The sequence below is a fragment of the Limnohabitans sp. Jir61 genome (genome assembly GCF_003063545.1).
Taxonomy (GTDB): domain Bacteria; phylum Pseudomonadota; class Gammaproteobacteria; order Burkholderiales; family Burkholderiaceae_C; genus Limnohabitans.
Genome location: NZ_NESD01000004.1, coordinates 148505 through 162313, shown reverse-complemented (window position 1 = coordinate 162313; position 13809 = coordinate 148505). Strand labels below are relative to the sequence as shown.

Below are 13809 nucleotides of genomic sequence, written 5' to 3'. Positions count from 1 at the left end.
TTGAATTTAACAACTTGATGACAAATTGAATTTTGATGGTTTTATTTCAAGCGCGTTTCTTTTTTGTTTTGTCACTAATTTTTAACATCCTGCACTCATGATTGCAATGTTTTGAAACACATGAGGAAACAACGTGAAAAACTTTTTAGAAGCATTGCGTATTCAACGTTGGGATGACCATCGCTACTACCACCACTGCCGTATCAATCAATCATTGCATTTGCTCAGTGCCATTTGCTTTTTGATTTCCTATGCGCTGTTGTTTGTCAACCCAGCATGGGCGGCCTTATTGGCATGGATGGTGTCGATGGTGGCGCGTCAATCCGGTCATTTCTTTTTTGAACCTTTGGGCTACGACCATGTGAACGAAGCCAGTAATGAATTTAAAGAAGAAATCAAAGTGGGCTATAACTTGCGTCGCAAAGTGGTGTTGTTGAGCCTGTGGGTGTTGTTGCCTTTGGTGATCTACTATTTCCCAGGTATGTTGGACGTAGTCCCCACGCATGAAACTTGGGTGGAGTTTTCAGAGGCTGTTGGCTACTCTTGGTTGGCTTTGGGGGTAGGTGGTTTGATTTTTCGTACCGTTCACTTGTGCTTCATCAAGGATGTGCAAACGGGCTTGGTGTGGATGACCAAAATCTTGACCGATCCATTCCATGACGTGTACCTGTATCACAAAGCACCGCTTCAGCTGCTGCGTGGTCAGCGTTTTGACGAAGAGTTCTTGAAGGCCGGTCACTCAGCCTAAACAGAACTCCACAAATAAGAGCGTTCAGGTTTGAAAGCCTGAACGCTTTTTGCTTTAACGGAAGAAAGTTTCCTTCAAGATGCTGCGTCGGATGCTCTTGTTGGTGAGCTCGGGTGCGTGCCACCACCATCCGTCGTGCTTCATTTGTGTAGCAGCCAATACAAAGCGTTGTAAGACAGCTTCAAAGTCGGCATCGCTGTAGTTCAAACTGAAGATCATGCGTCCTGTGCCTACCCAGCTCAATGCCAAACCTTGAATCCGCAGGTAGTACTGCAGCATCCAGTTGTAGCGACTTGGCTGTGTGTAAAACACGGTCCAAACACTTGACATATTGGCAGCTTGAACTGGCAGATCGTTAGCTTTCATTGTGTCGTTGAACAACTTGCAGCGTGCGTTCCAGCGCTCATCGTTACCTTCGTACATCGCTTTGATCTCCGGGGTATCCAGTTGATCCAAGAAGGCCGACATGGCACCCATCACGGCAGGGTGTTCTTTGAAGGTGCCACGAGCGAAGCAAATGTCAGCAGGGCGGTTTGCGTGAAAGCGGTGCATCCATTCTTTTTTCCCGCACACCACACCCACTGGAAAACCGCCCCCCAGTGTTTTGCCGTAAGTCACCAGATCGGCTTTCACGCCGAAATATTCTTGCGCACCGCCTTGGGCCAAACGGAAGCCTAAAAACACTTCATCAAAAATCAACACCACACCGTTGTCGGTGCAGGCTTGGCGTAATTTATGTAGCCACTCGGTGTAAGCCGCACGGTCATAGGCGGCTTTGCGGCTGCTGTCGACCAGGGTGGTGTCACCGGGGGCGTTGACGTTAGGGTGCAGGGCTTGGAGTGGGTTGACCAACACGCATGCAATGTCTTTGCGGGTGCGAATCACCTCTAGGCTGCGCTCGCTCATGTCGCTCAGCGTATAGGTTTCGCGTGGAGGCATGGGGTTGCCTGGACCTGGTTGGACGTCTTCCCACCAACCGTGATACGCGCCACAAAAACGTACCAAGTTTTTACGTTTGGTGTGGTAGCGCGCTAAGCGTACAGCTTGCATCACAGCCTCAGTGCCTGACATGTGGAAGGACACCTCGTCCATCCCAGAAATCTTTTTTAGTCGCTCAGCATTGCTTGCGACGCAAGGGTGATAGACCCCTAGCGTAGGCCCTAGGCTTTGTGTTTTGGCCATCCCTTCAGACATTGTTTTTTTGTAAAAGTCTGCGCCAAACACGTTTACGCCATAGGAGCCGGTAAGGTCGTAGAACGATTGGCCATCCAAGTCGGTCACGTGCACGCCAGCAGCTGACTGCAAGAACGAACCTACCTTGAGGTGTTCTTGCACCAAGGGGCTGAATTGGAACGGTACACGGTAGGCAGCAATGAATTGCATGTCCGTGATGGTTTCTCTTGCCGCTGCGCTGGCTTGAATGCTTAGTGGGTGACGTGCTTTAAGCACTTCTGCAATTTTAAAAAACGCGTCACGACGTGAATTTTGTATCTCAAAAGGTGCGTTGTCACATTTAAAGAACATTTGCTCATCAAAATGGTAGCCGGGTAACAAGCGAGCCAAACGTTTGGCCATGCGTGAGTGCCCTGCCAGTGAGCGGTGTTTGGCGCGAGAAAGTTGAAGTCGTCGATAGACAGATGGCGCCAACGTAGCCAATGCGCCCAAACTCATCCAAGTGGTGTTCACAGTCTGTTTCCTTGTGTAAGAGATGCTCCTTTGTATTTAAATTAAGTGACAAGATGATGAAGATTCGAAGCAAGTTTCAAACATGGCTCTTACAAGAAGACCTGAACTTTTTATTGACCAACCGTATTCCGCGTATCACGCTCACGCGATTTATGGGATGGTGGAGCCAGTTGCGTCATCCCTGGATCGTCAAGGGGTCGATTGCCGTATGGCGTTGGTTCAGTGATTTGGATTTGAGTGAATCCAAGCAGCAAAGCTTTGGCAGCTTGCATGAGTGCTTCACACGAGAACTTCGCCCTGGCTTGCGTCCCATCGACACCAATCCAGATGTACTGAGTTCACCATGCGACTGCATCGTGGGTGCGTGCGGTGAAATTCGTGATGGCATGGTCTTCCAAGCCAAGGGCTTTCCATACACCTTACAAAGCCTTTTGAGCTCGTCTGAATTGACTAAGAGTTGGCCCAGCTTGCTAGAGGGCGGTACGTTTGTCACCATGCGCTTGACCAGTAGCATGTACCACCGTTTTCACGCTCCCTGTGATGCACACCTGAGCCATGTGACCTACATCTCGGGTGATACGTGGAACGTCAACCCCATTGCCTTGACGCGAGTGAAAGAGTTGTTTTGTAAAAACGAGCGCGCTGTTTTGCAAATGCAAACGCCAGAGGGTTTTCCATTTTTGATCGTGCCCGTGGCCGCGGTGCTGGTGGCTAGCATGCGCTTCCATGCGGTGGATGTGATGCTGAACTTACGTTACAAAGGCCCCAACGAAATTGCCTGTGATGCTGATTACGTCAAAGGTCAAGAGATGGGGTGGTTTGAGCATGGCTCCACCATTTTGTTGTTTGTGCCACGTGGTTATGAATTAGCCAACTCCATTGAGTCGGGCAAGATTATTCGGATGGGAGAAGCGTTACTTCAGAGGCATTGAAATTTTCACGTGTGTTGATTTTTTTCAGCGCAGTATTCGTGGGTAGTGCTGATTCACAACTTGGTCACAAATTTTGGTTCAACTCGCAATTATTTAGTTGTTGTGGGGGATATATGTTGATCGTTACCGCTGTTTTTTCGGGCTTGCTGAGTTTATTCTTCATCAGACTTTCGTTAAAGGTCATCCAACTCCGAAAATTGCATCAAATCTCTTTTGGGTCTGGCGGTGTAAATGAATTGGAAAGCGCCATTCAGGCACACGCTAACTTTGTGGAATATGTGCCACTGTGTTTGCTGCTCATGGCATCGTTAGAACTTAATGGTGTGCCACTGATTTTGGTTGCTTTGCTTGGATGCCCTGTTGTGATTGGGCGATATGTGCATGCCAAGGGAATGCAGTTCACATTTTTTGCTTTGGCTACGTTGGCCTTGTCAAACATCATATGGATGGCGTATATGTTTGTTGCATCCGCGCAATTTGCCGCTATTCATTGATGAATCGCAAGATTGTCATAAATGTCACGTATTTGTCACGAAAAGTTGACACACTATCATCACAATTAGATAGGTATCGCATATGACAACAGGGACACAAGCGAAGGAACAGCTCGCACAGAAGAATCAAAAGACGCAATGGCTGGATCGCGACCAAAGCCTCTTGGCATTCAACGCGCGTGTGCTGGATTGGGCCAAGCGTCCCGAGGTTCCGCTGTTAGAGCGTTTGCGCTACCTGTGCATCGTGTCATCCAACTTGGATGAGTTCTTTGAAGTGCGTGCAGCCTTGTACGCCAGCCTAGACAAGCCACTCGCGCCATTGGATGCAGCAGGCATGCTTGCACAAGACTCGTTGAGCAAAGTGGCGCATGCCTTGGTGGAAGAGCAATATGCGCTTTACAACGATGTATTGATGCCGGCGTTTGCCAAAGAAGGTGTGCGCATCTTGTCGCACAGCGAGCGTAACTTAGCCCAGCATCAATGGGTCAAGTCATTCTTTGAACGCGAAGTGCGCCCCTTGCTCTTGCCGGTAGGGCTTGACCCAGCTCATCCATTCCCGCAAGTGGCTAACAAGTCGCTTAACTTCATTGTTCGCATGTCGGGCAAAGATGCATTTGGACGCGACAACGAAATCGCGATTGTCAAAGTGCCACGTAGCTTGCCGCGGTTGATTGCGCTGCCCGAAAAGCTCTGTGGCAAACGCCAGTTGTTCGTGTCGATCTCCAGTGTGATTCGCGCGCATTTGAAAGACTTGTTCCCAGGTCGAGATGTGGGGCAGTTTTCGCAGTTCCGTGTGACGCGCCACTCTGACTTGTCGGTAGACGAAGAAGACGTGAAGAACTTGCGTACCGCCTTGCGCCAAGGTTTGGTACATCGCAACTACGGACAAGCCGTTCGCCTAGAGGTGTCGTCGGGTTGTTCTGAATATCTGTCAGAGTTTTTGCTGAAGCAGTTTGAGTTGCCCACCTCGGCCCTGTACCGTGTGCATGGCCCTGTGAACTTGGTGCGTTTGAACCAACTCATTGATTTGGTGGACAACCCCAAGTGGTTGTTCCCCCGTTACACCGCCAGCTATCCTGAGCAGATGGTGACGAACGGTTCCATCTTCGAGCGCTTGCAAGCTGGCGATGTACTGATTCACCAGCCCTATGAGAGTTTTGATGGGGTGTTGTCATTCTTGCGCGAAGCTGTGCGCGACCCACATGTGTTGGCGATTAAGCAAACCATTTATCGCACGGGTGCAGATTCGTCCTTGATGGAGCTGCTGCGTGAAGCGGTGCAGCGTGGCAAAGAGGTAACGGTGGTGGTCGAGCTCAAAGCGCGTTTTGACGAGGAAGCCAACATCAACTGGGCTGAGAAGCTGGAATACATTGGCGCCCAAGTGGTGTACGGGGTGGTGGGTTTGAAGACCCACGCCAAGATGCTGCTGGTATCACGCAGGGAAGGGCGCAGCATTCGCCGCTATGCGCATTTGTCCACGGGCAACTACAACCCGCGCACGGCCAAGCTCTATACCGATTTGAGCCACATCACCTGCGACCCCAAGATCACGCAAGACGCAGACAATGTGTTTAACTTGTTGGCGAATCAAAGCAAGATTCCACGCTTGAACAAGATGATGATTGCGCCATTCCACTTGCAGCGTAGCCTGATCGACAAGGTCGAAAAAACAGCCCTTGCCGCCAAGCAAGGCGTGGCAGGTCGCATCATCTTGAAGATGAACACGCTCACGGATGAGAAGCTCATGGAAGCGTTGGTGCAAGCTGGGCAGGCGGGAGTACAGATTGATTTGATCATTCGCGGTGCTTGCATGTTGCCCGCGCAGCGTGCGGGCTTGACCGACAACATCCGCGTGCGCTCCATCATTGGCCGGTTCTTAGAACACTCGCGTGTGTTTTATTTCCGATCTGGCAACGACGAATCTTTGTATTTGTCGAGTGCTGACTGGATGAATCGCAATATGCTGCGCCGAGTTGAGTTGGCGTGGCCGATAGAAGATGCCGCTTTGCGTCAGCGCATCATCGATGAGTGCTTGGTGGCCTATTTGCAAGACGACTTAGATGCGTGGGTGATGGATGCCAATGGCCAATACACCCGGGCGCAACCAGCCAAGCCTAAGCGCACATCGGCCAAAGCCCGCGCATTGACAACGCCTGTGCAAGCGCATGGCGCACAAGCTGCGCTCATGGCGTTGCACGCTGCCAAGATGTGAGGTTCACATGGATTTGATTTTGTGGCGACATGCGGAGGCCGAAGTTGCACCAGAAGGTGGCGATGATTTATCACGCGAGCTGACCAAGAAGGGTGAACGTCAGGCGGCTCGGATGGCCGCTTGGTTAGACCGCCATTTGCCTGAAGGTGCGCGTGTGCTGGTGAGTCCGGCCGCTCGCACTCAGCAAACGGTGGCGCCTTTAGCACGCAAATTCAAACTGCGCGATGAACTGGTGCCTGAGACATCTGTTGAAGATGTGCTGACATTGCTGAAGTGGGATCCTGAGGCTGGACCTCAATTGAAAGGATCCGTATTGCTGGTAGGACATCAGCCTTACTTGGGTCAGCTGGTGGCCAAGCTGCTGGGTATGAAAGAGGACGCATGCCCTGTGCGCAAGGGCAGCGTGTGGTGGCTGCGCACCCGAGTACGCGACGGCCAAGTGCAAACTGTATTGCTGACCGTCGCGAATCCAGAACTTACTTCGAGTTCTTGGGACGACCGGTCTTGATGGTCGGTACGTTGCTCAAGGCAGCTTTGAACTGAATATCGCTCATGGCAGCGAGGGCTTTGACACCTGCACGTAGCAATTCGCTTTTCTTGATCGACTGACCGAGCTTGCCAGCGCGAACCTTGAGTGCGTCGATAACGACGTATTCGTCCTTAGGAATGGTGAAGCTGTCGCGCACGAGCTTTGGCTTTTTCACTTTCGCAGGCTTAGCAACTTTGACAGGCTTGGCCACCTGGGTGGTCACTGGTTTCACGGCAGCTTTTTTGACTGCAGTTTTTCTCACAGACTTGGTTGCTGCTTTTTTTACAACTGGCTTTTTAGCGGCTGGTTTGACTGCGGTGGTTTTCTTGACGGCTGGCTTTTTGACAGCTGGTTTTTTAGCGGCTGCGCGTTTGGTGGCAGGGGCTTTGGCGGTGGTACGAGTGGTGGTCTTTTTTGCAGTTGCGTTCACTTGATGGTTCCTTTTTTATTGAAATGAATAAACAGTTTATATTGTTTAAATCAAATTACCAACTGTCATATATGTCATGGATTTGTCACGAATTCGAATGACCACGGCGATTTTTGCCATGATGCAGCTTCGAGTTTGAGCAGATGGGTGGACTGTGGAAATGCATTCACCCACGCCCCATTGGCGGTGAGGGTGATGCGTTGCTTGTGCTCATCGCAGCGCAGTGCCAGCACTTCATGCTCTGGATCTTTGCGTGCGTGGCAAAGAATCAAGCTCAGGCGCAAGGCCATGAGCATTTTGGCAAAGTCGTTTTCTTCTAATTCAATCTCAAGCTTCTTGAGCTTGCCGCGCTGTCCCAGTACCAGCAAGCCTAAGCGGTGCAGCTCGGGCATGCTGAAGCCTACGAGGTCAGCATTGTCCAAAATATAGGCGCCATGCTTGTGGTAATCGCTGTGTGAAATGGCCACGCCCACTTCGTGTAGCTGCGCCGCCCAATTCAATTTACGACGCAGGCGTGCGAGGTGCGTGTCATCTTCTTTGGTGTCGGGGTGCATGGCGTCGAGCCAATGCAGCGCCACTTCGCTTACCCGATGGGCTTGCTGCGCATCGACGGCAAACTTCACGGCCAAGCGTTGCACGGACAGGTCGCGCGTGTCGGTGCTGTGGTCTTCACGTTCAACCATTTCAAACAACACGCCGTGGCGCAACGCACCTTGCGCAACATGCAAGGTGTCGATTTTCAGCAAGCTCATCAGCGCACGCAAAATGCTCACGCCACCACCAATCACTGCACGGCGATCGTCTTTCAAGCCCTCAAGTTGTACACGGCTTGCGTTACCCGAGCGGATGAGGCATTTCATCAGCCAGTTCAAACCGTCCATGGTGATTTCGCCTTCAGGAAAACCTGCAAAGGCCAAAATTTCCGCCACGGCACCCACAGTGCCTGAAGCGCCATAAGCTTTTTTCCAATGGGTGCGAGGGTATGCCGTGATGGCTTCTTCCAACACCGCTTGTGCAGCAATTTCTGCACGATAAAACGTTTGTTCTGAAAATTCGCCTGCGGGAAAGTACTTCATCGACCACGCCACGCTGCCCACGCGGAACGAGGCAGTTTCGGTGGCCTCTAAGCCTTGGCCCAACACCAGTTCGGTGGAGCGGCCACCAATGTCGATGACTAAACGCTTGTCGTTGTCGCTGGGTAGAAGGTGGGCCACGCCTTGGTAAATCAAACGAGCCTCTTCGGTGCCTGCAATCACCTCGATGGGGAAACCCAAAATTTCGCAGCCACGCTTGACGAACGCATCACGGTTTTTGGCTTCGCGCAAGGTTTGGGTGGCGACCACACGCACTTGCGACTTTTTGAAACCTGCCAAACGTTCGGCAAAGCGAGCCAAGCATTCCCAGCCCCGCTGCATGGCTTCAGGGGTGAGGTTGCGATCGGCGTCGAGGCCGTTGCCTTGGCGAACTGTTTCTTTCAGGTAGGCTACGCGTTGAATTTGCCCGTGGTCGTAGCGACCGATTTCAAGGCGAAAGCTGTTGGAGCCCAGGTCAATCGCTGCCAGGAGTGTGCCGTGTTTCATAAAAACAATAATATCGTTTTTTCGTGACAAATATGTGTCACATCCTTGTCATTCAAGATCAGCAAAATCAGCCACTTTGTGAAAGGACTCCCCATGAATCGCTTCTACGTTTCTGCTGTTTCGCTGGCTGTGAGCCTGCTTGTCCACGTCTCTGCACACGCGCAGGTCGCGCCGGTGGTGCAAGGGCCTGAAGCTGTGGCGGATTGGTTCCATGCAGGGCAGTCTTTTGTTCAGCAGGGCAAGGCATTGCACGACAACAACCGCCGTGCCAAAAACGTGATTTTGTTTGTGGGCGACGGCATGGGTATCAGCACCATCACAGCCGCCCGCATCTTAGAAGGCCAACTCAAGAACAAACCGGGCGAGGAAAACCGTTTGTCCTTTGATCGTTTCCCTTACACCGCGTTTTCAAAAACCTATTCGTGGGACCAACAAACCTCCGACTCCGCGCCGACGATGACCGCCATTGCCACGGGCTACAAAGCACGTGAAGGCATGCTGTCGGTCAACCACACCACGTCCCGTGGCGAATGCAATGCAGCGGTGATTGAATCTAAAAAAGTGCGGAGCGTGTTGGAGCATGCGGCTGACATGGGCAAGTCCACGGGCATCGTGTCAACAGCACGCATCACACACGCCACACCTGCGGCTTTGTATGCCCACACCGCCATGCGTGATTGGGAGGCTGATTCCAACTTGCCCAAGACCGACATCAACACCGGGGCACCTTGCCAAGGGGCAGACCACGCTGTGAAAGACATTGCCCGTCAAATGATTGAGGTGTCGCCCCAAGTGCGCAAAAGCATGAAGGTGGCCTTGGGCGGTGGCCGCACATACTTCATGCCCAACTCGGTGATGGACCCCGAATATCCCAAAGACAAAGGTCGTCGTTTAGATGGCCGCGATTTGACGCAAGAGTGGGTGACTTCGCGCAGCCCTTATGGCCGTGCAGCCTATGCTTGGAACAAAGCACAGTTTGATGCGTTTGAACTCGCGAACAACAGCTACTTGCTGGGTTTGTTCGAGCCCTCGCATGCGCAATACGAAGCCGACCGCGCCAATGACCCAGCTGGCGAGCCCTCATTGACTGAGATGACCGACAAAGCCCTGCGCGTGTTGATGAAAGACCCCAAGGGCTTCTTCTTGCACGTTGAGGGTGGCCGCATTGACCACGCTCACCACGCAGGCAATGCCCACCGTGCCTTGGTGGACACCATTGAGTTTTCGAATGCCATTCAGCGCACGGTGGATGTGTTGAAAGCTGCGGGCACCTTGGAAGACACGCTCATCATCGTCACCGCTGACCACAGCCACACCTTCACCATTGCGGGTTACCCCAGTCGAGGCAACAACATCTTGGGCTTGGTGCGTGAAGTGCCGGCCAAAGACGGCGCGCCTTTGAAAAACAGCTTGGACACGAATGGCCGCCCGTTCACCACCTTGGGCTATGCCAACGGACCGGGTGTGCGTGCAGGTGGACGCCCAGACTTAACGAATGTGGACACCACCGATGTGAACTTCTTGCAAGAGGCGGTCGTGCCTTTGGCCTCAGAAACCCATGCAGGTGAAGATGTGGCAATTTACGCACGTGGCCCCAAAGCCCATTTGGTGCGGGGCTCGATGGAGCAAAACTGGATCTTCCATGTGATGATGGAAGCGTTGAAGTAATCTTGAAAACACGTCCATTTCAATTTTTGCTGGTGTTTGCTGCGGCGGGTTTGCTTGCCACCGCCGCATTTGCACACGAGGCTGCCGCTAGGGCTGTTCTGGTGGTGAATGCATCGACAGAAGCTGCGCCAATGGCAGCACGCTATGTGGTGACCATCGAGCGCGCATCTTCAGGTCAGCGCCGCGACAAGCCCCAAAGTCACACCTGGTACTTCTACAGAGATGCAGAGCGCGTGGCCTTGCTCAAAGGCAATATGGACGAGGTGTGGTACCGGGATGCACACGACCGCATCAGCTTTGAGCGTGTGTTTCATGATGATGCGCGTGTGGTCGGCTACAGCACTGGCGAGTTGGCCACGTTGCAGGTGAATGCCGATTGGGCCGCGCTCTCTCGCTTTGTGGATCCGGCAGAACTGGCGCAACTCAAGTTGGTGTCCAAGCAGGGTAGGGGGCGTGAAGCCCAATGGCATTTGCGTGGACGCGTTGGCAAAGAACAGTTGAACGTGGTTTGGTTGCCAGCGCTTGAATTGCCGCAGCGATTGACACGCCATGTCGCAGGTGCATCCACTGTGCAGATGCAACTGGTGGCAACGGCCAAAAGCCCTCAGCCTGATTGGCCAGTGGTGGGCGAGAAGTCAGCCAACTACTTGCACATAGATGCTGCTGACTTTGGGGACATGGACTATGACCCTGTGGTGCGCAAGTCCGAGGCCTTGGACATGCGTTTAGGCTGGCGTGCCTCGCACAAGCACGATTGATGCGCTGATTTGAAGCACTTAAGCTTGAAGCGCCTTTAGTGCGTCCCACACTTGCGCCAAGCGAGGGCGCTGAGCTGGCTCATCACCCATGCACGCTTGTGCGAGTTGGGTCAAGGCGTGGTGGAGATGTGCTTCGTGCGCTGTGGCATCACATTGGGTCGCCAATTCCTCTAGCAAGCAACCCAATGCACGCACTTCGAGTTGTTCTAAACCTTTTGCCTGTGCAGTGTTGTTCACATCGAAAAATGCGGCTGCACCAAAGTCGCTCAGCAGTGCATCTCCCTCAGCCGTGTGCAAGATGTTGTGCGCATACAAGTCACCATGCAAGATGCCGCGTGCATGCAAGTGCCAAGTGGCCGATGCCATGCCACGCGCGATGCGCAGCGTCGTGGGCCAGTCAAAGCGTTTGTCTTGTGCGTACACATCGCGTGTGCAACTCTCTAGGCTTGGGGGGCTGGCGAGGTTGGCAAACTCTGGCGCAATCAAGGGCATGACCAAAGCTTGTTGGTTGTCGGGATGATCGCTCACACGTGCGAGGGCCGACACCAAATGTGGATGCGCACCCGCATGCATACAAGCTGCCATTTCGCAGTCGGGCAAGCCGTCGCTGGTGACGGCTCCTTTGAATAGTTTGACAGCCACCGCTTGCTCGCCTGAGTCTGTATGCAGCACGGCTTGGCGAATCACGCCCGATGCGCCTTCGCCAAGTTGATGCTGTAGTTGCAAGCGTTGCCATGCCAAGCGTGGCGTCGGTGCGTTGGCCAAGGCCTGTGCCTCGAGGTCGTGTGTAAATGGGTTGCCCGCAAACGCCAGCCAAGTGAGGCGTGGCATGTGCAGCAGCCACTGGGGCAACTCGGTGAGTTGGTTAGCCGAAATGCGCAGCAGCTCTAGTCGAGTGCAGTGGGCCAGTTCAGGTGGCAAGCTGCGCAGCTGATTGCCAGCCAGCATGAGCTTTTGCATGTGGGTGCATTGCCCAATTTCAGTGGGCAGTGATGTGAGTGCGTTGTCGGTCAAGATGAGCCAGCGCAACAGCGGTGGCAAAGCCCTAGGCGACACATGCGTGATGCGGTTGGCTTTGAAACCCACCATGCTCAGCTGTTGGCATTGGCCCAAAACTTCAGGCAATTCAGTGAACGGGTTGTCCGAACAAAAAATCACGCGCAGCTTGTGTAAACGTGGCAAGTCATCGGGCAGGGCGCTGAGTTGGTTGCCCGATAAATCTAAGATTTCTAACGAGTCGGCAAGGTCAAAAATTTCGCGTGGAAATTCGGTCAAGCCACAGCGCAGTTGTAAGCGTGTAATGCCTGCCAGTTCGCCGCTTCGCAGTTGTTCAAGGGTGTGCATTTTTAAAGAGGAATGAGTTTGACAGTCAGGCCCACCAAAGCGCACAAGCCAATGACTTCCATCACACTGCGTTTGAATTTGAAAAGCATCAGTGTTGCACCTGTTGCAATGAGTGCCGAACGCACATCAAACGCGCCTGCAAAACCCTCGGGCCACAACAGGTGATAACCAAAGAACAAGGCGAGGTTGAGCACCACGCCCACCACGGCTGCTGTGATGGCGGTGAGTGGGGCTGTGAATTTGAGGTTGCGGTGTGTGCTCTCGACCAAGGGGCCGCCTGCCAAGATGAAAATGAACGAGGGTAAGAACGTGAACCACGTCACAAGGCACGCGGCCAGTGCGCCTGCAGCGAACAAACTCTCTGTGCCCAAAAGCGCTTTGACATAGCCACCAATGAACGCCACAAACGCCACCACCATGATGAGTGGACCAGGCGTGGTTTCGCCCAAAGCCAAACCGTCCATCATTTGCGTGGGTGTGACCCAGCCAAACTGGCTGACTGCACCTTGGTACACATAGGGCAGCACGGCATACGCGCCACCGAAGGTGAGCAAGGCCGCTTTGGTGAAGAACCAACCCATATGTGTGAAGCTGTGATCCCAGCCAAACACCACACACAACACGCCCATGGGCACAGCCCACAACACGGCACCGGCCAACAACACCTGCGCTAAGCCTGCGTAACTGAAGTGTGCGTGTGCAGGTGTGGGCGTGTGGTCGTCAATTAATGCAGGGCCATACGAAGCGTTGGAAGCACCATGCCCACCACCGGTTTGAAAGGTGTGAGGCGACACGCGGCCACCCACATAACCCACGGCAGCCGCCACACCCACGATGAGCGGGAAGGGCACATCGAGTGCAAAGATGGCCACAAACGATGCCGCGGCGATGGCCCACAAAACGTTGTTCTTCAATGCACGTGAACCAATGCGATGTGCCGCTTGCACCACGATGGCCGTGACGGCAGGCTTGATGCCAAAGAACAAGCCAGCAATCCACGGTACATCACCAAATGCGATGTACATCCACGACAGTGCAATGAGGATGGCCAGAGATGGCAACACAAACAGTGCACCCGCCACCACACCGCCCCAGCGCTTGTGCATGAGCCAACCGATGTAGGTCACTAACTGTTGTGCTTCAGGACCTGGCAACACCATGCAGTAGTTGAGCGCGTGCAAGAAGCGTTGCTCAGACAACCAACGGCGGCGCTCCACCAGCTCTTGATGCAGGATGGCAATTTGCCCCGCAGGCCCGCCAAAGCTGATGAAGCCGAGCTTGAGCCAAAACCAAAAGGCTTCTGTCATGCTCACAGCATTAGGTGCTACTTGTGTAGTTACATCCTCTGTTGCCAGTGCGTTGTGTGAAGTTTGAGTCATGTCTCTGGTGCGCTTTGGGTGCGTCGTTGTGTGTGTGCAATGCGTCAGT

The 13809-nt window shown here is 53.2% G+C and carries 12 protein-coding genes; 7 read left to right on the top strand and 5 right to left on the bottom strand.

Going from position 1 to position 13809, the window contains the following annotated elements; genetic code table 11:
* Nucleotides 1-133: 133 nt before the first annotated feature.
* On the top strand, nucleotides 134-748 hold the full coding sequence (locus B9Z35_RS12110; protein ID WP_108283965.1) for a hypothetical protein: 615 nt from the start codon (nucleotides 134-136) through the stop codon (nucleotides 746-748).
* 54 nt (nucleotides 749-802) lie between these two features.
* Here the strand turns inward: B9Z35_RS12110 and B9Z35_RS12105 are convergent, their stop codons facing one another.
* The gene (locus B9Z35_RS12105) at nucleotides 803-2434 is read right to left on the bottom strand and encodes an aminotransferase class III-fold pyridoxal phosphate-dependent enzyme (protein ID WP_233246573.1); all 1632 of its coding nucleotides are present in this window, start codon (nucleotides 2432-2434) and stop codon (nucleotides 803-805) included.
* A gap of 53 nt (nucleotides 2435-2487) precedes the next feature.
* Between B9Z35_RS12105 and asd the strand changes: the two genes are divergently transcribed.
* The 4 genes from asd to B9Z35_RS12085 all read left to right on the top strand — a co-directional run bounded on the left by asd (nucleotide 2488) and on the right by B9Z35_RS12085 (nucleotide 6580).
* Nucleotides 2488-3366 (top strand): archaetidylserine decarboxylase, encoded by an 879-nt coding sequence (gene asd, locus B9Z35_RS12100; protein WP_233246572.1) that lies wholly within the window; start codon nucleotides 2488-2490, stop codon nucleotides 3364-3366.
* Nucleotides 3367-3479: 113 nt separating this feature from the next.
* Nucleotides 3480-3860, top strand: coding sequence for an MAPEG family protein (locus tag B9Z35_RS12095; protein ID WP_108283963.1), 381 nt, complete (start codon nucleotides 3480-3482; stop codon nucleotides 3858-3860).
* 82 nt (nucleotides 3861-3942) lie between these two features.
* A complete protein-coding gene (gene ppk1 / locus B9Z35_RS12090) occupies nucleotides 3943-6072 on the top strand; it encodes a polyphosphate kinase 1 (RefSeq protein ID WP_108283962.1) in 2130 nt (709 codons plus the stop codon).
* A 7-nt stretch (nucleotides 6073-6079) separates the two neighbouring features.
* A complete protein-coding gene (locus tag B9Z35_RS12085; RefSeq protein ID WP_108283961.1) occupies nucleotides 6080-6580 on the top strand; it encodes a histidine phosphatase family protein in 501 nt (166 codons plus the stop codon).
* Here the strand turns inward: B9Z35_RS12085 and B9Z35_RS12080 are convergent.
* Both B9Z35_RS12080 and ppx read right to left on the bottom strand, forming a co-directional pair.
* Complete coding sequence (locus tag B9Z35_RS12080) at nucleotides 6549-7031, bottom strand: hypothetical protein (RefSeq protein ID WP_108283960.1); 483 nt, start codon at nucleotides 7029-7031, stop codon at nucleotides 6549-6551. The two genes, B9Z35_RS12085 and B9Z35_RS12080, sit on opposite strands and share 32 nt — an antisense overlap.
* A 74-nt stretch (nucleotides 7032-7105) precedes the next feature.
* On the bottom strand, nucleotides 7106-8611 hold the full coding sequence (gene ppx / locus B9Z35_RS12075; protein WP_108283959.1) for an exopolyphosphatase: 1506 nt from the start codon (nucleotides 8609-8611) through the stop codon (nucleotides 7106-7108).
* Nucleotides 8612-8704: 93 nt separating this feature from the next.
* Between ppx and B9Z35_RS12070 the strand changes: the two genes are divergently transcribed.
* Together B9Z35_RS12070 and B9Z35_RS12065 are read left to right on the top strand one after the other, a co-directional pair.
* Nucleotides 8705-10279, top strand: a complete 1575-nt coding sequence (locus B9Z35_RS12070; RefSeq protein ID WP_108284076.1) for an alkaline phosphatase — start codon at nucleotides 8705-8707, stop codon at nucleotides 10277-10279.
* Nucleotides 10280-10281: 2 nt separating this feature from the next.
* Nucleotides 10282-11037, top strand: a complete 756-nt coding sequence (locus tag B9Z35_RS12065) for a hypothetical protein (protein WP_108283958.1) — start codon at nucleotides 10282-10284, stop codon at nucleotides 11035-11037.
* Between the two features lie 18 nt (nucleotides 11038-11055).
* On the opposite strand, the gene B9Z35_RS12060 is transcribed toward B9Z35_RS12065, so the two are convergent.
* Both B9Z35_RS12060 and chrA read right to left on the bottom strand, forming a co-directional pair.
* Nucleotides 11056-12381, bottom strand: a complete 1326-nt coding sequence (locus B9Z35_RS12060; protein ID WP_108283957.1) for a leucine-rich repeat-containing protein kinase family protein — start codon at nucleotides 12379-12381, stop codon at nucleotides 11056-11058.
* A 2-nt stretch (nucleotides 12382-12383) separates the two neighbouring features.
* A complete protein-coding gene (chrA, locus tag B9Z35_RS12055) occupies nucleotides 12384-13760 on the bottom strand; it encodes a chromate efflux transporter (RefSeq protein ID WP_108284075.1) in 1377 nt (458 codons plus the stop codon).
* Between the last annotated feature and the right edge of the window lie 49 nt (nucleotides 13761-13809).

Excerpts from the sequence above, each read along its gene's own strand:
- chrA (WP_108284075.1), bottom strand. The coding sequence starts at position 13,760 with ATGACTCAAACTTCACACAACGCACTGGCAACAGAGGATGTAACTACA.
- B9Z35_RS12070 (WP_108284076.1), top strand. The coding sequence starts at position 8,705 with ATGAATCGCTTCTACGTTTCTGCTGTTTCGCTGGCTGTGAGCCTGCTT.
- B9Z35_RS12085 (WP_108283961.1), top strand. The coding sequence starts at position 6,080 with ATGGATTTGATTTTGTGGCGACATGCGGAGGCCGAAGTTGCACCAGAA.
- ppk1 (WP_108283962.1), top strand. The coding sequence starts at position 3,943 with ATGACAACAGGGACACAAGCGAAGGAACAGCTCGCACAGAAGAATCAA.
- B9Z35_RS12060 (WP_108283957.1), bottom strand. The coding sequence starts at position 12,381 with ATGCACACCCTTGAACAACTGCGAAGCGGCGAACTGGCAGGCATTACA.
- ppx (WP_108283959.1), bottom strand. The coding sequence starts at position 8,611 with ATGAAACACGGCACACTCCTGGCAGCGATTGACCTGGGCTCCAACAGC.
- asd (WP_233246572.1), top strand. The coding sequence starts at position 2,488 with ATGATGAAGATTCGAAGCAAGTTTCAAACATGGCTCTTACAAGAAGAC.
- B9Z35_RS12095 (WP_108283963.1), top strand. The coding sequence starts at position 3,480 with ATGTTGATCGTTACCGCTGTTTTTTCGGGCTTGCTGAGTTTATTCTTC.